The organism is Priestia taiwanensis (assembly GCF_014638355.1).
Classification (GTDB): domain Bacteria; phylum Bacillota; class Bacilli; order Bacillales; family Bacillaceae_G; genus Priestia_D; species Priestia_D taiwanensis.
The window spans coordinates 1-20,615 of sequence record NZ_BMFK01000009.1; the positions used below are offsets into that span (position 1 = coordinate 1).

Genomic DNA, 20,615 nt, shown 5'->3' on the forward strand with positions numbered 1-20,615 from the left:
CCATTTGACGGTGTGTGTTTAATGCTGAAATGTTGTGATTAATACGCATTGTATTATTCCTCCTTGAATGTGTTTGTCCCACTTCCATGTGGTTTATTTATATACAGATAAATCCGTACAATACTTATATCGGTCGAACCTTCCATTGTTTAATCGTTTTCATTATTTTTTTTACTATTTTGAAGGAAGTTTATAAAACTATCTGGCGTATTAACTGCTTGTTTATTTTCATCTCGAATCGATAAATAGATTTCTTTTCGATGTATATCGATATGTTTCGGCGCAGATATAGCAAGTTTCACTTGGTCACCTTCAATAGCCGCAACAGAAATTTCGATATCATCTCCAATCATGATTGCTTCTTTTATTTTGCGTGTCAGTACTAACATCCCTACACCTCCTGCTTTTCACAAAGCACTTCGGCGATAGAATGTTTCAACGTGTACGGTACGTTTGAGAGAACAACTTGTTTCCCTTCTCGTTCCTTCGTGTTCACGATGATCGGTGCTTGTAGGTTCGCTGTTGATTTCTCAAACGGTTCATGGATTGTTAAAATTGTGAATACCTTTATGTCTGTTGGATGTTGAATCTTTAATTCCTCTACTTCGTGTTGCGATAGTTCAATATCGTACGTTGGGAATAAAGAGAATACGTCAGCAATAACAAATGCTAAACTCGGTGTCTTTATCGATTGCATCGCGTAGTATGGAACACCTTCTCCTAATGGCAGAATGATAAATTCTTTCTCTTCTTCAAATGCCGGTATTCCTTTTTCAAAGGCGATAATGTCTGTTTCTCCAATTATCACTTCGCCGTTATATTTCGTTTGAATGTTCATAGAATCACTTCCTTTATTTCGTTACATCAATTGTTACGCCTGTATAGTCAATTTGCAAGGAATTCCAACGCTCGATGCTTCCTGTTACTTTTCCTGGCGTATAATTCAAGATTGGTTTATTTAACTTCACTTGTATATTTGCTGGCGTCGTATCAAATGAAATATTCACTTTCGCTGGCTTATAATTAATTTTCACACTACCATATGAAGGAATAAAGGCGATATTCGTATCGTAAATGGGAGCAGATCCATTCTCTTCTGCTTGCGCTGCGATAACATTCCCACGATTCTCAATGCGCATTAATTCATCACCTTGAGATGACATCTTCCCTATTGCATCTAACCACGCTTTATATCCTAATTGTGCATGTTCTTCAATACGAGTACGGATACTCTTTAAATCAATTTCATCTCGAGCTTGTTGACTATCAATTGTTAGCTCACTTTTTTCCGTTTCAATATTTAATTTCGACTTCGCTTGTTCAATTTGCAACTCAGCTTTCGGTTGTTGAATATCTTGAACAGGCTTTTCAATATTAATCCTATGCTGAATAGGTGTCGATTGGATACGTATTTGCGACAAATTCATCTTCTTCACCTCCGCTATGTATAGAAAAGGCTATTCACTAGGAATAGCCTCTCATGTATTTAACGTAAAAAGTCCATTAATGTTGGTTGAATAATACGTGCACCTACTCCAAGTGACGCACGATGTACCATTTCTTGCATCTTTAGCTGTGTAATGACTTCTTCAATATCTGCATCTTCATTCTCAGACATAACACGTTTTGCGATTACTTCTTGTGTTTGCAGGCGCTCATCAATTAATTCCATACGATTTTGTCGAGCACCTACTGCAGAACGTTCTGAAATGAAACCTTCTTTAATCTCATCTACTTTCGCAATGGAGTTACTGATTGCCGTCGATTCACCGCTTCTTACTTTCGCTATTACATCATCTAACCCATCAAATGTTGCTTTACTAAAAAGACTTGTCGCATCCATACTGATTTCAACATGTGAATTAGGTGATACTTGAATATTCACCGGTGTATACCCATTAGGAAATGTTCCCGCTTTTAAATCGACAGGTTGTGTTGTCGTATTTGCACCGTTGAAGATATATTTTTCACCGTATTTCGTATTACTAATTGTCTCTAAATGTTCTTTTAACTGCTCTAATTCTTGTGCAATTGCTTCACGAGCAGAATCATCATTCGTTCCATTTGCCGCATTCACTGTTAACTCACGGAAACGTTGAAGTACATCTACACCTTTGCTCAACGCATCATCCGCTGATTCAATCCATGAATGTGCCTCACTGATATTACGCTGGAATTGCTCTACTTCCGCTACAGATGTGCGGTAGCCGATTCCTTTTGTTGCGATAACAGGATCTTGAGATGGTCGTGTAATCTTCTTTCCTGTTGCAACTTGGTTATTTAATGTATCTAAGTGTCGATAGCTACTACTTAAGTTACGTAGCATACTATTGGATAACATTCCTTGTGTTACGCGCATTATCTAGTCCCTACCTTCCTACAAGGCCCATGCCATTGATGATTTTGTCTAACATTTCGTCTACTAGCGTGATGTTACGTGCTGCAGCGTTGTATGCGTGTTGGTACTTTACCATGTTGATCATCTCTTCATCTAAAGAAACGGAGCTTACCTGCATACGACGATCCTCCACGTTTGCTGCTAATAAGTTACTATTATTCATTAAACGCTCTGACTCTTGTGCTCGTACACCCATTGTTCCAATCATCCCTTGATAGAAGCTATCCATCGTATCTTCTTTTGGATTTGATTTCGTAGCTGGATCACCGTAAATTGTAATTTTGCCACGAAGAATTTCTGCTAGTTTCAGCGCATTATCTCCATTACCTTTGTTTTCTGTTCCACCTGACGTCGTTGGTTGACCTGCTGAAGCAATTTCTGTCGGGCTCTTAATAGCTAGAGAAATAGAATCTGCCGTTAACTTCGTTGGATCGAAGAAGTCTTTCCCTGTATCTCCATCTAACGTCCAACCTTGCTTGTGAGCTTCGTTAAATGCAATAACAAATGATCCCGCTAATTGATCCAGTTGCTGTAGCATTTCTGGATATTCACCTTTAATCGTACGAGGTGTACCGTTCTCTACATATCCATAAGAGTCGATTAACCCTTTTAACTTGCCTGTTGATGCGAAATCTTTCATTGGAATAGTATTCGGTCCAACTGTAATACCTGTCACGTAGCTCGCTTCGCCAAGCGGACGGCTTTCGTAATTCACCGTTAAGTAGTTCGGTTTCGTATTTAAGTCTAAGCCATCTACTAGTAGCCCCATTGGACTTCCATTAGCATCAAGCAATTCAATAGAAGCTCGTCCTTCCGCTTCTGGCTTCGCCATCCCGCCACTTTCAACATAAGATACTTTCACATTCACTAACCCTGATAATTGGTCAACAAGACGGTCACGCTCATCGTACAAGTCATTCGGTAAGTAGCCGTGCGGCTCGACGTCTGCGATTTGCTTGTTCACATTACTAATCTGTTCAATAAGTGAATTTACTTCTTTTGTTGTGACAGAAATTTGGTTATTCAAATCTTTTTGTACGTCTTTCAGTGAGTTCGATAAGTAATGGAATGTTTCAGTTACAGCTTTTCCTCGTTCTAATACAACTGAACGTGCCCCTGAATTTTGTGGGTTAACCGCTAAATCTTGAAGTGATTTCCAGAAGTTATTTAATTGTTTAGATAAGCCGTCTTCTGATGGTTCATTCATAATATCTTCCATCTTCTTCAGTGCATCTGTCTTCGCGCCGTAGAATCCTAGCTTATTTACTTCTTTACGGAACTGTAAGTCTAAGAAATTATCGCGTATACGTTGTACACTTCCAGCCTCTCCGCCCGTTCCTACTTGCCCTGGTAAAAATGGTGCTTGCATTCCTGGTTTAGGAAAAGCTGTTGTCGTCTGGAAATTAACCCGTTGACGACTGAATCCTGGTGTATTTGCATTTGTAATGTTATGTCCTAGTGTTTGTAGCGCTGTTTGTTGCATTGCCATACCGCGCTTCGCTGTTTCTAATGATTGAAAAGTTGAACGCATTCCCTGTTTTCCCCCATTCTTCTTATGCCTGTACGTTAAACATCGACTGTGGTTGTCGCTTCGGTTGTTTCTCTTGATTCTTACTGTATGTTGTTGGTGGCTCTTGCTGTGTTGTTGCGCTTAATGTCATATTCACGAATTGAAGGGATTGCGAAAGCAACGCTTGGTTCAACTCATTCACTTGCTTCACTTGCCTTACAACTTCAATTAACTTCGACATTAAAAGTAATAGTTCTGTTTTCCCTTGCCCTTCGATAACTTCGATACACTCAGACAAAGTTGGTTCTGCGCCTTCAAAGGGACGACCACTCATTAGACGGTACACAATCTCTTTTCGCTCTGCCTCTAACTTCTGCATGACAAGAACATGACGTTGTTCTTGCTTCATCGTCTTCTCTAACGCTTCAATCTCTCCGCTCTTCACGATGTCTGTCTTGTTTGTCGCCAGAAGAAGCAGTGCTTCATGTTCTTCAACCTGCTTTGTTAAGTTCTGTACCAATTGTTGTGCTAACACACTACTTCCTTCTTTCTTTTACTTGTTACAGCTTATTTGTCTTTCATACTACGGTAATAACTAGCCATGCTCTTTGCGATGTCTTTCGAATCAATTTGATACGTACCGTTCTCTATTTGTTGTTTCAATTGTTCTACACGCTCTTGACGATCTAAGACGACTTTCGATACTTCATGCATTTCTTTCGCCTTCGATGAAATTTCAACTTTATCTTCTTTCGCCATTGCTTTTGCCATGTTGTTCATTTTATTCATCTGTTGTTTGTATGGATTGATTCCATTCACTCCGAATGAATTGATTCGCATAGAAAGCCCTCCCTTTATCGTTGTGTAAATTTATATGTCGCTACTTGATTTAGTTGTTTTTGATGTTCTTCTTCTTTCAATTGCTTTTCGATTTCACTTCGAATGTAACCTGTGCAACTTGAGCAGAGCTTTCCCTCACTAATCATCGTTCCACATTTCTCACACGGATAGCCGAGATTCGGAAATTGCGATGGACGTAATCGTCCTGCACGCACCCATTTGAATAGCAATTTCTCTTCTACACCCGTACCTTCTACAATTTGAGGTATAAGTGCCATACGATTGTTACGTTTACGTAAGAAAGTATATACGTCATCGAACCATTTCTCTTCTTCTTTGTAACAGTTCACGCAAACATCACGTATATTTGATTTCATATATAAAGCGTTACATTTTGGACAATTTATTACTTCCCCCATCATTCTTCCTCCCGTGATAACTCGTTCTAAGTACTATATCGGCTCTTATTCTATTTTGTAAACTATCCTCTCACTAAAGTAAGCGAGAAAATTTCTCCAGCTCCTTGTTCACGTAAGATATTCGCAGCATGACGTAACGTAGAACCTGTTGTATAAATATCATCGATAAGAAGAATGGACTGTCCTGTAAGCCGGTTAGACTTATTATAACGGAAAACATTCTCAACATGTATGCGTTCTGCACGTGATTTCTTACTTTGTTTTTCTGTATGAGTACGGGTGAGTAATTCTTCTATTCGTGCTGGTAAGAAAGCTGCAAGTACAGTCGCCTGATTAAATCCCCGCTCATACAATCGTTCATTGCTTAATGGAATTGGGACAACAAGGTCTATATGAGGAAAATGTGTTGTATATGCTTGCTGAAATGGTGATTCAAACATTGCAAAAAGGGCAATATCTCCGCGGAACTTTGCTGTCGCAAGAACATCCTTCATCGTATCGTTATACGTATAAACGGAGTGATTCATACGAAGTGCATCCTTCCATTCCGCATCTCCCTCCCAGCGAACACAGTCATAACACATATCTCCTTTTCGGTAATGCTGTTCTGCTCTTGAAAATGGACGATGACACACAAGACATGTTTCACCAACTATCCGCTCCAATTGCCTCTCGCAATCCGAACAACACACAGGCAATGGTGGACACGTCACAACATGAAACCATGTTGTCGGCAACACCATGTCTTGCTCACATCGAAGGCATTTCTGCATGATCCACCATCCCCCTTTCTTTTGCCTGCTTATTCATCTTCTCAATATGATGCTTCGCTAGTAACATTGCCGTCGTTTTTCCGTGATGGAAAAAAACGACTTCTCCCGTCGGCTCACGTATACTTCGTCCAGCCCGTCCGGCAATTTGGACAAGTGCACTTTCCGTGAAGATATCTTGCTCTGCACCTAGTACAGCTACTTGCACCGCTTCAATCGTAACACCACGCTCCAAAATCGTTGTTGTTACAAGAAGTGGAATCTTACCACCTCGGAATGCTTGTACTTTTTCTTTTCGATCTATATCCTCTGCATGCACACCTGTAATAGAAGGATGAAGCTGTTGCAGCAGAATTACCACTTGTTCAACGAGTGCAACATTTGGAACGAATAACATAATTGGCTTTTCGGTGAGGTAACGGTGAATCCAACTCATCATTTGGCGTGGAAGAAATCCTTTTTCAATTTGCTTCTTATATGTACCGCACCACTGAAACCTCGGAACAGGCAAGGGCTGACGATGGTACCGTGCAGGGATAATAACTGCCGCTCGTTTCTTCTGTCGTACTTCTTGTTGCCATTTGGCAGATGGTGTAGCAGTGACATACATAATGGCATGTTGGTTTTTACTCGCTTGTATAACAGCATGCTGGAGCATAGGGTCCATCGAGTATGGGAAGGCATCTACTTCATCGACAATCATGACGTCAAAAGACTGCTCATAACGGAGAAGTTGATGTGTAGTAGAAAGAACAACAGGAGCAAGGCTTGGTTGTGGCGGTGCACCTCCGTACAATGCAGCAATCGGCACCTTCGGAAACACACGCCTAAAGCGTGGAAGTAGTTCGAGTACAACATCTGTACGCGGTGTAGCGATACATACTCGCTGCCCATTACAAATGGCAGCATGAATTGCTTGGAATAACATTTCCGTTTTCCCAGCTCCACAAACGGCCCAAATGAGGAGAGATTGTTCTTGATAGATGGCTTCAATTAATTTAGTCGAAGCCTCTTGTTGAGGGGGAGAAAGAGTATTTGTCCAATTAATTTCATATGCATAAGGAGAAAAGGTAACTTGTGATCCGGTCCATGTGAGAAGTGGCGTACACTGACTCACACGCCCCATTTGAATACAATGCCTACAATACGTACACATTTGTTGACACCGTGCACAATTGTATGTGTGAAAACGATGAGGATTCGTATTACCACAACGATGGCATATGTGCGCATATTTTTCTTTTGTGACACCGTAATGGTACGAGAGATAGCCATGAAGATAATGTTCATGAAGAAATTCATGTGGGAAAGGAAGTTCATCGGGGAGGAGTTTCTTGCCACTCAGTAGTTGCTGGAGTTCGGCCGAGAATTGGTAAGATGAATCTTGCAGCGGGGTTTCCCAACTTGAAAAAGAATGAATCCGTTGTGCCTTTGAATCGGAGGAAAGAATCAGCATATGATTTTGCAGAACAAAGCGCATAAAGTTAACCTCTTTTCTAAAATTAATAAGTTACATCTTTAGTATAGCAAAATCCATCCAAACATTTCATAACAGAGCTTACTAGAACAACGTAGACTTCTTTCAATAAATCGATGGTTTATTCGAACATCTGAGATTCCATAAACGAACCAATTCCATCCTTTTCCACAAACAAAAAAGGCCATCCACGCTAACGTAGACAACCTCTTATCATGTACATTCTTATTTCACATACCAGCCTAATCCAAGAGACCCTTCACCTAAGTGTGTTCCAATAACCGGACCAAAGTATCCAATTGATACTTCCACTTGCGGATAACGTTCTTCAATTGTTGCTTTCATATCTTGTGCTTCTTCTAATTGGTTTGCTTGGATGACGATTGCCTTCATTGGCTTTCCTTCGCTCGCCACTTCTTCAAATAGTTCCATCATACGTTTGATTGCACGCTTGCGCGTACGAATCTTTTCAAATGGGACGATTTTCGTATCAACGAAGTGTAATAGTGGCTTCACTTGTAGAAGACTACCGATGAATGCTTGAGCACTCGATAAGCGACCACCACGTTGTAAATGCATTAGATCTTCTACCATGAAGTATGCACTCATTGATTGCTTCATTTCGTTAAGACGTGCAATAATTTCTTCTACTGTTTTGCCTGCAGCTGCCATTTCTGCTGCTTCAATAGCGTAGAACCCTTGTACCTCACAGCTAATCTCAGAATCAAACGCGAATACATTTGCTCCCTCTACTAACTCACCTGCTGTAATAGCACCTTGATACGTACCACTAATACCGCTAGAAAGATGAATACTTACAATTTGATCGTATTCTTTCGAAAGTTTCTCATATAATTCAACAAATTCACCAATAGCTGGTTGAGATGTTTTTGGTAATTCTTCTTGTTCACGGACTTTTATGTAGAATTGTTCCGCACTAATCTCCACTTCTTCTCGATAAGAAACATCACCAAAAATAACATTAAGTGGAATCATATGTATATTTAACTTTTCTCTCGTTTCCTGTGGTATATAAGCTGTACTATCAGTAACAATTGCGATTCTCATACTTTATACCTCTTCCTCTTATCAAAAATCAGTTTTATTCTCAATTATAACCTTTATTTTTATATTTAGAAACGTAAAAATACGTAGCCTATCCTACTGTACCATAAATCCAATCAGAATGCTAAGTCCTTCTCGTGAACTACCCACCACTTAGTAGCTCTTACGAACTTACTTGAAGTGGGGGCTTCTCGATTAGTCGTTACTTTTGATAGCTAACGAATTAGTCCTAAGACAATCGAGCTAACTCCCTTGTTCCAAAGGTTATTTCATTGTCATTTATGCTAACGCTAATAGACGTATTGCTTCATTTTTGATATTGATTGCCGAATTATAATCTCTATCGAGATTTGCACCACATATACAAGAATACACTCTTTCAGACAATGACATATCTTTGACATTGCCACAACTACTACAAGTTTTAGTAGAAGGAAACCATTTGTCCATTTTCACAAGTTGTTTGCCTTGTTCTTAGAGTTTATACGCTACAAAAAAAGTAAACATGCCCCAACCATTATCTGCGACACTCTTCCCGAAATTAAGTGCTTGTGACATTTCCTTCATATTTAGGTCTTCAATAGCTACTACATCAAAATTAGTAACTAACTCTTTAGACTTATGATAAAGGAAATTCTTACGTTGGTTAGTTACTTTTTCATGTAACTTAGCTACTCGAATACGTTGTTTGTTCCAACGTTCTGAGCCTTTAGTACGTCTTGATAATACCCGTTGTGCCTTTGCCAATTGGTCTAACATTTTACGATAGAACTTAGGATAATTGGCTTTCTCATCCTCAGAACTAACGTATAATCCATCCATCGCAAAGTCTAATCCAACAACTGTTTCTACTTCTTTTTGTACAATCTCTTTTTCGTATTCAGTTAAGATGGATACATAGTATTTACCAGTAGATGTCATAGAAATCGTACATGCCTTGATAATATGTTCTTGGGGTATTTCTCTATGTTGTTTGATACGTACCATTTTCAGTTTCGGTAATTTGAGATGACCATTAAGGAGCATAATATTTCCGTTTACTACATTTGTTGTGTATGATTTTCTGGCTTTTTTACTTTTGAAATGTAGGAAAGTCATTTTGACCACTAAAGAAATTCTTATATGCAGTTTGCAAGTTTAGTTGAGCGTTTGCCAAAGCTAATGAATCAACTTCTTTCAACCACTCAAATTCTACTTTGTATTTTGCAGGAGTTGGAAACTTTTGTTTCTTTAGTTGTTCCTTATCATCTTTGTATGTCTCATACGCTTCTTTCCGTTCAGCTAACATCCTATTATACACGAAACGTACACAACCGAAGGTTTTACGCATAAGAAATTCTTGTTCTTCTGTTGGATACAAACGAAATTTATATGCTTTATTATGCTTTGTCATACCATTTCACCTCACTTTTCACCTTGATTTTCAATATATTTCTTTACTACGTCTATAGGTGAACCACCAATAGTTAGTAAGCAAAAACTTCTTGACCAAAACATCTCTTTCCAAAGTTTCTTTTTCACTTGTGGAAAGTCTCTCTTAATCAGTCGAGAACTTGCACTCTTATATGCATTAATGAATTTTGTCATTTCTGTATTAGGATTTGCCTTGAATAAGATATGTACATGGTCAACATCATGATTCCATTCCACCAACGTTATATTGTAGTTCTCGGATAACCGTACAAACATATCTTTTGCATAGTCTGACATATCATCATCAAATACAGTTCTTCTGTATTTTACGACCAATACAAGATGATAATACAATAAGAATACTGAATGATTATTACTATCTAATTTCACTTATATACCATCCTTTATATAATATAAGACTGATTATATGATAGATAAAATAAAAAGCACAGTTAAGTGCTTTTTGGCTACGCCAAACCGAAATTCATCTCCCACCTACCGCTGGGCTATCGCCCTGCAAAAGCTTGAGGAAGGAGAATTCTTTCGGATAGAGCGTTAAAAAAGCATGTTCTAGCACCCTCATGATAAAAAAACGAGGGAACCAATCATAACGGTTTCCCTCGTTTCATGTATCTTCTTAAACTATCTCTGACCAAAGAACTATCAACCTTTTCAAGTCATTTTCGACACGCTCTGTACATTTGTAAGTCACTTAGCTACGTATACTCACAAAGTAATTGTCGTATATGTACAATGATTGATGAAGATTGGTATTATCTCACTTCTACCCAACCTTTTTTGATTGCGACAACAACCGCATGTGTACGGTCTTTTACCGCCATCTTCTGTAAAATGTTACTTACATGGTTCTTTACAGTCTTCTCACTAATATATAATGACTCCCCAATAGAACGATTGCTCTTGCCATCTGCTAACATTTGTAACACTTCGCATTCACGACGCGTTAATAAATGAAGCGGACGTTGAATTTCAATTTCTTGCTTCTTATATAAATCTTCATTTTCAGATAGACGTCTAAACTCTTTAATTAAGTTGTCTGCAATTTTCGGGTGCAAGTATGCTCCACCACTTGCTACAACTTTTAGCGCTTCAATTAATGTATCTGCATCCATTTCTTTCAACAAGTAACCACGAGCTCCCATATTTAATACGCGCGTCACATAGTTCTCATCATCATGGATAGATAGAATAATAATCTTTAAATCTGGATATTCTTTCACTAATCGTTGTGTTGCTTCAATACCATTAATGATTGGCATATTAATATCCATTAAAATAATATCTGCTTGATGCTTGGCTACAAGCTCCAGTGCCTCTTCGCCATTTGCACCTTCTGCTACAACTTCTAAATCTTCTTCAAAATCAAGAATACGCTTAATTCCTTCACGGAATAATTTATGATCATCAATAATAATAACATTTGTCTTCTTCACAGCATATAACTCCTTCTACTTCAATTCAGCCAACCTCATGCGTACATTTATTCGATTGGGACACGAACAGAAATCAATGTTCCTTCTCCTACTTTCGAACGAATATCGATTGTACCATTAAGTAGGTCTACCCTCTCTCTCATTCCTGTCAAACCAAAAGATTGCTCCTTACGCTCTAATAAATTAAACCCTTGTCCATTATCTCGGACAAGCAAAGAAACTTGATTATGCATAAATTCAAGCTTCACATCAATTTTCGTTGCTTTTGCATGCTTACATACGTTTTGTACAGACTCTTGCGCTAATCGAAATAATGCAACAGCCATACGTGGATACGTCGTATTATTCCACTTCCCAATTGGTTGGAACGCAATTTCAATATGATGATAATCCGACATCGTCTCGAAATATTTACGAAGCGTCGGCACAAGTCCTAGATCATCCAATGCCATCGGTCGTAAATCATAAATAATTTTACGAACTTCATACAACGTATCTCGAATGGATTCTTTCATCCCTTTTACTTCATCAATAACCGCTTCCTGGCCTTTTTGTTTAATGATGCGTTCAAAAAGATTTGCACGTAAAATTAAATGTGCTAACATTTGCGCTGGGCCGTCGTGAATCTCACGAGATAATCGGCGCTTTTCTTCTTCTTGTGCTTCAATAATGCACATACCAAATTCTTGCTTCTGCTTCGCATTCTCCACCAGTTCCCCGACTTGTTTGAAATCACTATTTAAGTAATTTAAGACAACCGATACTTGTGTACTAATTCGTTCTGCTCGTTCGATTTGTTCCTTGACGTTCTTAATACGCTGCTCTAACTCATTTCGCCTAACAACTAATGACTTCTCTTCATTTCGAAGCGTCATCACTTTCAAATGATGCATATGAGCAATTTCATACGCTTTTCTTACTTCATTCTCACTATATTTCTGGAAGTTAGCACTTAATTCTGACAAATATTGGCGTGCTTTCTTCGCCTCAATTTCGAACCTGTCTACTTCTTCGATAAGTGTACGTAGCTCAATCTTCACAACTTCTAGTTCACTACTAAGTCGCTCATTCTCACTTCTTACACTTTCTCCAAACTCGAATACCTCATCCTTACTTGCTTCCACTGTACTAATCATTTTATTAATAATAACGTCTAATGATTGCGTATCGACCTTTTGCATTGATTTTCTAAATCCCCCAGTATAGCTTCACTAATATATTCATTCCTGCGTAAACTCACACCAAGATACTTACTTCAAAGTTCTAAGCTAGCAAAGAAGATGGAGGACCGCTTTCCGCAAGAGCTAATTCATTGAACGAACTATCTACCAAAAAATACATTTACGTAAATAGCAATCTTCTTAATATATAAATTTATTATACTACGTTAAATAGCAAAACCATACACTAAATTTCATTATATTCACAAATGGTCTAACTCTTTCCAACCTTTTATGACGAACGGACTATCTTTTGCTATGATAGGAATATCGACTGCATCTTTCTTCCTTACAAGACGGAAAAAAGATACATACTAAAGGTAGAAATATTCAGATTACAAAAGGGAGTGTGAACTAAATGTTAGCACATTATTATACAGTCAAAGGCTACGGTGAACACGAAATAATTATTCAAAAATCTCGATTCATTAGCTATGTGAATCGTATTGAAACGGAAGAAGAAGCACAAGCTTTCATTCAAGCTATAAAAAAGAAACATTGGGATGCCACACATAACTGTTCTGCTTATATTATTGGTGAACATAATCATATTCAAAAGGCTAATGATGATGGAGAACCAAGTGGAACAGCTGGTGTTCCGATGTTAGAAGTACTAAAGAAGCGACAAGTGAAGAATACGGTCGTCGTCGTAACACGCTACTTTGGTGGCATTAAACTAGGTGCTGGTGGACTTATTCGTGCGTACGGAAAAAGCACATCAGAAGGATTAAACCATACAGGTGTCGTCGAGTGTACATTAATGCGTGTCATGCATGCCAAGATCGATTACACATGGGTTGGGAAAATTGAAAATGAATTGCGTTCGTCCATCTACCGCGTGAAAGACACACACTACTTGGAAAATGTGGAATTTGAAATATTCGTAGAAGAAGGTCAAAAACTAGCTTTTGTAGATTGGATGACTGAATTAACGAATGGACAAAGTACTATTAAAGAAGGCGAACAATTATACTTAGAAGAAGACGTGAAAAAATAATTTACCAATTTTACAAAAAGTTATACAATTGGAACAATTACACGTTTCATCCATTCACTTACCAATAGAGCTGAAGAGTGCCACAAGCCACCACATGAGAGAATAAACAAAAGTGGTAGTCATACCCGTGTAACGTCATGATTATTGTTTTTCAAAGGAGAGAATCATTTGGCTGATCGAACAAGAGCAACACTTTATACAAAGAAGAAACGAAAAATCTTCCCATATATCATTCTCGTTATCGTTTTCTTCTTCGGTAGTACTGGCGCCTATGCTGGTTACTTATTAAACCAAGCTGCTAATGCTGCTGAGAAGGCGAATGCGCCATTAAGTCGCGGCGAGAAATCTGATATGCGCGAAAGCGTTGTACAACCGCTCAAAGATAACGTTTCACTACTCATCATGGGAGTAGATGAAAGTGAAACACGAAAAGATTCATATAGAGATGCCACTCGCACAGATGCACTTCTGTATGCAACATTTAATATGAAGGAGAAGTCCGTAAAATTACTTAGTATCCCTCGTGATTCTTATACAATGATTCCGAAGACAAAAAAGAAGGATAAAATCAACCATGCTCATGCATATGGTGGGGTTGAAGGTACGATTGACGCAGTTGAGCACTTACTTGATGTTCCTGTTGATTATTATGTGAAAGTGAACTTCGAATCGTTCCTTGAGATTGTTGACTTACTCGGAGGGATTGAAGTAGATGTTCCTGTATCCTTCACCGAACAAGATAGCAAGGATCGAGCAGGTGCTATCAAAATCGAAAAAGGCCTTCAAACATTAAACGGTGAAGAAGCATTAGCATTAGCACGCACACGCAAAATTGATAGTGATTTAGAACGAGGCAAACGTCAAATGCTTATTATTGAAGCAATTGCAAAGAAAGCAATATCTGCAAATACACTTTTCAAACTAGATAATTTATTAAGCATTCTTGGTGATAACGTAAAAACCAACATGACGTTATCGGATATCACATCCTTCTATAAATATGCCGTATCCATCGGAAGTTTAAAAATGGAGAAACTGCAATTAGAAGGTACCGATGGGAAAATTGATGGTACCTACTATTACATTCTTGATCCAAAGAAGTTAGGATTACTTCAACAAGATTTACGCACGCACTTAGAATTACCAGCAAAAAAATCCACTCCTACTATTCCAGCGACGGGAGCAACAAAAACGCAAAAAGAGCAACAAAAAACAAAGCAACAACCTGTTAATCAGAAAATAGAACAACCAAAACAAACCAAGAAAGAAAAACAACAATCAACAAATGGAACGACCGGAAAACCATCTGAAAGATCAGACAATATGGGTGAAACGTCAATAACATCGACAAATAAGAATAAATCAGCTGAATCTACAAACAAAACAGATTCAGCAAATAAACAATCCGTACCAAACGGAACAAATAATTAAAAAACAAAAGAAGCTACCGCACGCGATAGCTTCTTTTGTTTCATTATTCTCTTAATAACTTTACAAGTTTACCCAACCTTCTATAATTAGACTTTTTCTGCCTAATTACTCATTTTTACACATAACAAGTAATCTTCTACATAAAAAGACCCTCGTCTTTAAAGACAGGGCTTGTATATTCTTACTGCTTCTTATTATCCATATAGCGAACACCACGAACGAAATTCAGAAGTGGACGATAATTCTTATGAATCAGTCCTACTTTCTCCGCTAATAATTCAATTGCTAACACTAACATGACAATAACAAAAATGGAACCTACTTCGTTCACCTGTGCAAATAACATTGCCATTAACGCGAAAAATGCACTAATTGCATAAATGATTAACACTGTTTGACGATGTGAATAACCTAAATTTAATAAGCAATGGTGTAAGTGTGATTTATCTGGTGAGAATACTGGTTGTTTGTTTACTAAACGACGAATAATCGCAAATAATGTATCTGAAATAGGTACACCTAAAATAATAACTGGCACGATAAGTGAAATCACCGTCATACTTTTAAATCCTAATAACGACAACACTGCAATCATGAAACCTAAAAATAGCGATCCCGTATCTCCCATGAAAATCTTTGCTGGGTTAAAATTATAAGGTAAAAAACCTAAAATACTTCCCAATAGAATAAGACAAATACTAAAAACAAATATATCTCCCATCATCCAAGCAACACCTGAAATCGATAGTACGACAATTGCCGAAACCCCTGCTGCTAAACCATCTAAGCCGTCAATTAAGTTAATTGCATTCGTAATTCCGATAATCCATATAATCGCTAATGGCATACTTAAATAACCGAACTCTATTTCGCCACCGAATGGTATGTTAATTGTTTCCACTGAGATTCCACCGAAAAAAACAACGATAAACGCTGCTATGAACTGTCCGCTTAATTTTACTTTCGGAGAAATTCCATACATATCGTCAATTACTCCTGTTAACACAATAATCGAACTTGCGGCTAAAAGCGGAGCAAGGTATTTATTATCTATATCTGGATAAATCATAAAACTTCCAATCATGAAACTAATATATATCGCTAATCCACCTAATCGTGGCATAATTGTCTGATGCACTTTTCGATGATTTGGTCTATCCGTAGCGCCGATTTTAAAGGCTAATTTTCTCACAAATGGTGTCAATACAATTGAAGCGACGAAACAGATTAACAAGGCCAGATACATGCTGAACCTCCTCGTTCATATATTATCCTAAAATTCATTTTTTATTATTATAAAATCACCTTTAATATCATCTTTAATACTAATTTTCAAATTTTTACCATCATATAGGTGTATACTACCAATCTAGCAAACACTTCAAACAGGATTATACCACACTTATAAAAATACACAAATAAAAAACTTACTGTATTACCACTAATTTCATACTTATCTAAAGAGTAAGAACATCTTCTTTCGTATATGCTAACAACAGAAACGTATCCATTCGTAAAGGAGGCACGGACAATGCAAATAAACATGATAAAAACCTGGATTTTATGCATATGTATCTTTACGCTTACACCACAACAAGGACTAGCGGACGAACAACCAACTCATTCAAAGCGGATTGTCACAAATCCAATTTCCTTACATTCATTTCAACATTCTGGCTTATATAATGAAGCAGAAATACAGAGCGGCAAAATTGCCTACTTAACATTCGATGATGGACCAAATAAATATACGAAACAAATTCTACATATTTTACAAACAAAGCAAGCGAAAGGAACATTCTTCTTAGTCGGATCCAATATTCAGAAACATTCACAAATCGTCCAAGAAATTGTCTCTGAAGGACATTATATCGGTCTACATAGTATGACCCATGATGCTAAAATATTGTATAACGGCAACGCAAACAATTTATTACACGAAATGCGTGAAGTACAAAACCTCGTGGCACGTACAGCTCATGTCGATACGAATCTTATACGAGTTCCCTATGGCAGCATGCCTTACTTAAAGCAACATTATCGCGATGACATCGTCCTCTCTAACTATAAACTATGGGACTGGACAATCGATACATACGACTGGCGTGACAAAAATCGTCCAAATACCATTATTAACCGTGTCAAACAACAAGCAACCAAGCCAGTTGAAGTCATCTTAATGCACGATCTCCACATTACTGTGGCAATACTACCGACAATTATTGATGTGCTACAAGAAAAAGGATACAAACTTGTCACATACCACCCAGCACACCACATTCAGGTAAACTTTTGGAAAGACCACCGTCTGTAGTACACCAGAACCAATTTTCCACCCTAGAAAAACACTCCTACACAACGTATAATAGAAATCTGCTGTCAAAAAACATGTAGAAAATTATATATGAAGGAGGAACAAATTTGTTAAAAGCTTATCGATTCCCCATTATTTTAGTGACTTCTATCTTCATCGGAGGAATAATTGGTCATTATATGGGCACAGATGCTGTACATCTGAAGCCATTTGGGGATATTTTCTTAAACTTAATGTTCACCGTTGTAATTCCACTAGTATTCTTTAGCGTTGCATCAGCAATCGCAAACATGCAAAGCTTACAGCGTCTAGGTAAAATTATGTCTAGTATGATGGCTGTATTCATTTTCACAGGACTTGTTTCGGCTATATTCATGATTGCCGTTGTGAAAATCATTCCACCAGCAGCGGGTGTAAACATTGAATTAGTAACACCCGAAACAACTGAAAACATCTCAGTTGCTGATCAAATCGTTGGTATCTTTACTGTGTCTGATTTCACACATTTATTATCGCGACAAAATATGTTAGCACTTATTTTCTTCTCAATTTTAGTTGGTATTTCCACAACGATGATGGGTGAAAAAGGAAAACCATTTGCGAATTTTTTAGAATCAGGTGCAGAGGTTTTCTTACGAATTGTATCAATGATTATGTATTACGCACCAATCGGGTTAGGTGCCTACTTTGCCGCATTAGTAGGTGAATTCGGACCATCCTTACTCGGCACATATGTACGTGCTGCATTAATATACTATCCTATTTCATTACTATATTTTTTCGTTTTCTTCACAATCTTCGCTTTTATGGCAGGAAAACGAAAAGGTGTAAATGTATTTTGGAAAAACATGTTCTCTCCAACAATTACATCACTCGCAACATGCAGTAGTGCTGCATCAATCCCAGCGAATTTAGAAGCAGTAAATAAAATGGGTGTCCCAAAAGACGTGAATGAAACGGTTGTCCCACTCGGTGCCGTTCTGCACAAAGACGGTTCTGTATTAGGCGGAATCTTAAAAATAGCTTTCTTATTCGGTGTATTCGGCATGGATTTCTCTGGTACATCAACACTAGTGAGTGCTATTATCGTTGCAATCCTTTGCGGCACGGTAATGGGTGCAATTCCAAGTGGTGGGATGATTGGTGAAATGTTAATTATTTCACTATATGGATTCCCCCCAGAAGCACTACCAATTATTGCTGCAATCAGTACCATTATCGATCCACCAGCCACGATGCTAAATGCAACAGGTGACAACGTATGTAGTATGATGGTTGCTCGTCTAATAGAAGGAAAGAATTGGTTAGAAAATAAAATGATAATGTAAGCACCTATCCTCTCTATTAAAAAATAGAGAGGTTTTTTATTTTTAACACATATTTTTCTCTTTTTGCTATATATAATGTGGATAGAAATACAAACCAAAATATTTCTATCACATATACTACTAGAAAAAAGGAGGAATAAAAATGGCTATTATTATCATTGACCCTGGACATGGTGGAAGTGATAGCGGCGGTACTGGAAACGGATTAGTCGAGAAGAATTTAACGTATACAATTGCTGCAAAAGTACAAAGCTATCTCCTTACCTACTACCAAAGCGCCGATGCACGCGTAACACGCTGGTCTGACACATATGTAAGTTTAGATCAGCGTTGTCAAATCGCCAATAATGCAAACGCTGATTTCTTCCTAAGCATCCATATTAATGCTGGTGGTGGCACTGGATATGAAGATTACATCTATAGTGGCCTCTCTTCCACAGGTCCAACAGCTCAAAAACGAGATATTTTCCATAACGCAGTCGTGCCTGTTCTCCAAAAGTACGGCTTAAAGGATCGCGGCAAGAAAAAAGCTGACTTCTATGTTCTACGAAAAACAAACATGGATGCTATTCTTACTGAAGCAGCATTCATCGACACTACATTTGATGCAAACCTAATGAAGAACGAAACATTCTTAAATGACTTAAGCGCTGCATATGCACGAGGAGTCGCAACAATTCTCGGACTGAAACCAGTTCAACCACCATCCTCTCCTATTTATGACATAATTGTTGGTGGATTCTCTGAAGCAGATGTAGATGATGCACTAAATAAGATACAAAGTGCATTTCCAGGTTGGTATATGTATAAGAAAAAACGTGAATAGAAATAGTGAAAAAGGAGATGTATATACATCTCCTTTTTCACTATTTCCGAATTTCACTATATTTTATAGAAAATACATACATTTAACAGGTATTTAAAAGAATGTTGCTTAAATTTGATACAGCATGTTCTTTCTAATGAAAAGCGATACAACTAAGAAAAAATGCTTACTATATCATTATGTGGAAGTTACGAATAATATAGTAAATAAACACACCTTTATTAATACTTATCTATTCTTTCTTCGTCTCTTTTCTTTACGCACCTCTAACACGAAACGTGGTAATGCCAACATACGGCGCCAACGTGAGGGTTGCTTAAATAAACGATATAACCACTCTAAATGAAGATTTCGCCAAATTTTCGGAGCACGCTTCATTTTGCCAGCAATACCATCAAAACTGCCACCTACACCCATAAAAACCCCTTTTTCCACCATATGAAGATGATGGTGAATCCATTTTTCTTGACGCGGTGCACCTAGTCCTACGAAGATAAAGTCAGGCTCCGTTTCTTGAATTTCTTTAATAATACTATCATCTTCCCAATCGAAGAATCCATGATGATATCCGGCAATACATACATTCGGATAATCATGACGAATACGCACAACTGCTTGTTCAAGAACTTCTTCTTTCGCACCTAGCATATAAATACTACGCTTTGTTTCGTTTGATGTGCGTAATATACCAAGAAGTGTATCGTAACCTGACACCCGCTCTGGAAGTGGTGTTCCAAGCATCGCTGCACCTTTGACAATACCAATACCATCTGCTGATACATAATCAGCTTGTTGAATAAGTTCACGGAACTCTTCATTCTCTCGTGCCAACATCACAATTTCTGGATTTGCTGTGATAATAAATTTCTTCTCGCCTTTATTAGCATATTCACATAGCTTTGCAATAAATTCTGCTAGTGTTGTATATATAAATGATACCCCTAATACATCGATCGTTTTCTTCATTTCTTTCCACCAACTTAATGAAATTTGACATGATTATCTTATCATATCAAATTTCATTTCTATTGAATACTATTCCCACTATGCTCCAATTAAGATTTACTACAAAAAAACTAATTGCTTCTCAACCCTCATAATAGTAAGTCACAAAATTACCATGCACTCTCATAATTATTGTACCTTAATTTAC

At 37.8% G+C, this 20,615-nt stretch carries 21 protein-coding genes and 1 pseudogene; 5 read left to right on the forward strand and 17 right to left on the reverse strand.

Features of this window, described 5'->3' with window-relative positions:
- Window positions 1-149: 149 nt before the first annotated feature.
- From csrA to IEV41_RS19065, 15 genes and pseudogenes are all read right to left on the reverse strand, one after another.
- The gene (gene csrA / locus IEV41_RS18995) at window positions 150-389 is read right to left on the reverse strand and encodes a carbon storage regulator CsrA (protein ID WP_188390092.1); all 240 of its coding nucleotides are present in this window, start codon (window positions 387-389) and stop codon (window positions 150-152) included.
- Window positions 390-391: 2 nt separating this feature from the next.
- Window positions 392-838 (reverse strand): flagellar assembly protein FliW, encoded by a 447-nt coding sequence (fliW, locus tag IEV41_RS19000; RefSeq protein ID WP_188390093.1) that lies wholly within the window; start codon window positions 836-838, stop codon window positions 392-394.
- 13 nt (window positions 839-851) lie between these two features.
- Window positions 852-1,427, reverse strand: coding sequence for a DUF6470 family protein (locus tag IEV41_RS19005; RefSeq protein ID WP_188390094.1), 576 nt, complete (start codon window positions 1,425-1,427; stop codon window positions 852-854).
- A 59-nt stretch (window positions 1,428-1,486) separates the two neighbouring features.
- Window positions 1,487-2,359: a flagellar hook-associated protein FlgL gene (gene flgL / locus IEV41_RS19010; RefSeq protein WP_188390095.1), complete on the reverse strand. Its 873-nt coding sequence runs from the start codon at window positions 2,357-2,359 to the stop codon at window positions 1,487-1,489.
- Between the two features lie 10 nt (window positions 2,360-2,369).
- Entirely contained in the window at window positions 2,370-3,929 is a 1,560-nt protein-coding gene (flgK, locus tag IEV41_RS19015) for a flagellar hook-associated protein FlgK (protein ID WP_188390096.1), read from the reverse strand.
- A 22-nt stretch (window positions 3,930-3,951) separates the two neighbouring features.
- Complete coding sequence (locus IEV41_RS19020) at window positions 3,952-4,443, reverse strand: flagellar protein FlgN (protein ID WP_188390097.1); 492 nt, start codon at window positions 4,441-4,443, stop codon at window positions 3,952-3,954.
- 32 nt (window positions 4,444-4,475) lie between these two features.
- Window positions 4,476-4,748, reverse strand: coding sequence for a flagellar biosynthesis anti-sigma factor FlgM (gene flgM / locus IEV41_RS19025; protein WP_188390098.1), 273 nt, complete (start codon window positions 4,746-4,748; stop codon window positions 4,476-4,478).
- 14 nt (window positions 4,749-4,762) lie between these two features.
- On the reverse strand, window positions 4,763-5,167 hold the full coding sequence (locus IEV41_RS19030; RefSeq protein WP_188390099.1) for a TIGR03826 family flagellar region protein: 405 nt from the start codon (window positions 5,165-5,167) through the stop codon (window positions 4,763-4,765).
- A 62-nt stretch (window positions 5,168-5,229) separates the two neighbouring features.
- Complete coding sequence (locus tag IEV41_RS19035) at window positions 5,230-5,940, reverse strand: ComF family protein (RefSeq protein ID WP_188390100.1); 711 nt, start codon at window positions 5,938-5,940, stop codon at window positions 5,230-5,232.
- A complete protein-coding gene (locus IEV41_RS19040) occupies window positions 5,918-7,417 on the reverse strand; it encodes an ATP-dependent helicase ComFA (RefSeq protein WP_188390101.1) in 1,500 nt (499 codons plus the stop codon). Before IEV41_RS19040 ends, IEV41_RS19035 begins: the two co-directional genes overlap by 23 nt.
- A 222-nt stretch (window positions 7,418-7,639) precedes the next feature.
- Window positions 7,640-8,482 carry a DegV family protein gene (fakB, locus tag IEV41_RS19045; protein ID WP_188390102.1) on the reverse strand — a complete coding sequence of 281 codons (843 nt, stop codon included), beginning with the start codon at window positions 8,480-8,482 and terminating at the stop codon, window positions 7,640-7,642.
- Window positions 8,483-8,758: 276 nt separating this feature from the next.
- Window positions 8,759-9,872: pseudogene (locus IEV41_RS19050) on the reverse strand (RNA-guided endonuclease TnpB family protein).
- Window positions 9,873-9,883: 11 nt separating this feature from the next.
- A complete protein-coding gene (gene tnpA, locus IEV41_RS19055) occupies window positions 9,884-10,282 on the reverse strand; it encodes an IS200/IS605 family transposase (RefSeq protein ID WP_188390103.1) in 399 nt (132 codons plus the stop codon).
- A gap of 383 nt (window positions 10,283-10,665) precedes the next feature.
- Complete coding sequence (locus IEV41_RS19060) at window positions 10,666-11,346, reverse strand: response regulator transcription factor (protein ID WP_188390104.1); 681 nt, start codon at window positions 11,344-11,346, stop codon at window positions 10,666-10,668.
- 47 nt (window positions 11,347-11,393) lie between these two features.
- On the reverse strand, window positions 11,394-12,527 hold the full coding sequence (locus IEV41_RS19065) for a sensor histidine kinase (protein WP_188390105.1): 1,134 nt from the start codon (window positions 12,525-12,527) through the stop codon (window positions 11,394-11,396).
- Between the two features lie 397 nt (window positions 12,528-12,924).
- On the opposite strand from IEV41_RS19065, the gene IEV41_RS19070 reads away from it, so the two are divergent.
- Entirely contained in the window at window positions 12,925-13,563 is a 639-nt protein-coding gene (locus IEV41_RS19070) for a YigZ family protein (RefSeq protein ID WP_188390106.1), read from the forward strand.
- A gap of 168 nt (window positions 13,564-13,731) precedes the next feature.
- A complete protein-coding gene (locus IEV41_RS19075) occupies window positions 13,732-14,994 on the forward strand; it encodes an LCP family protein (RefSeq protein ID WP_188390107.1) in 1,263 nt (420 codons plus the stop codon).
- Between the two features lie 181 nt (window positions 14,995-15,175).
- Here IEV41_RS19075 and IEV41_RS19080 read toward each other — a convergent pair whose 3' ends face one another.
- The gene (locus IEV41_RS19080) at window positions 15,176-16,240 is read right to left on the reverse strand and encodes a glycosyltransferase family 4 protein (RefSeq protein ID WP_188390108.1); all 1,065 of its coding nucleotides are present in this window, start codon (window positions 16,238-16,240) and stop codon (window positions 15,176-15,178) included.
- A 297-nt stretch (window positions 16,241-16,537) separates the two neighbouring features.
- Here IEV41_RS19080 and IEV41_RS19085 point away from each other — a divergent pair, with 297 nt between their 5' ends.
- The 3 genes from IEV41_RS19085 (at window position 16,538) to IEV41_RS19095 (ending at window position 19,462) form a co-directional block, all read left to right on the forward strand.
- On the forward strand, window positions 16,538-17,308 hold the full coding sequence (locus tag IEV41_RS19085; RefSeq protein WP_188390137.1) for a polysaccharide deacetylase family protein: 771 nt from the start codon (window positions 16,538-16,540) through the stop codon (window positions 17,306-17,308).
- A 107-nt stretch (window positions 17,309-17,415) separates the two neighbouring features.
- Window positions 17,416-18,636, forward strand: coding sequence for a dicarboxylate/amino acid:cation symporter (locus tag IEV41_RS19090; protein ID WP_188390109.1), 1,221 nt, complete (start codon window positions 17,416-17,418; stop codon window positions 18,634-18,636).
- A 142-nt stretch (window positions 18,637-18,778) separates the two neighbouring features.
- Window positions 18,779-19,462, forward strand: coding sequence for an N-acetylmuramoyl-L-alanine amidase (locus IEV41_RS19095; protein WP_188390110.1), 684 nt, complete (start codon window positions 18,779-18,781; stop codon window positions 19,460-19,462).
- Window positions 19,463-19,690: 228 nt separating this feature from the next.
- Here the strand turns inward: IEV41_RS19095 and IEV41_RS19100 are convergent, their stop codons facing one another.
- A complete protein-coding gene (locus IEV41_RS19100) occupies window positions 19,691-20,428 on the reverse strand; it encodes a WecB/TagA/CpsF family glycosyltransferase (RefSeq protein ID WP_188390111.1) in 738 nt (245 codons plus the stop codon).
- Window positions 20,429-20,615 lie beyond the last annotated feature (187 nt).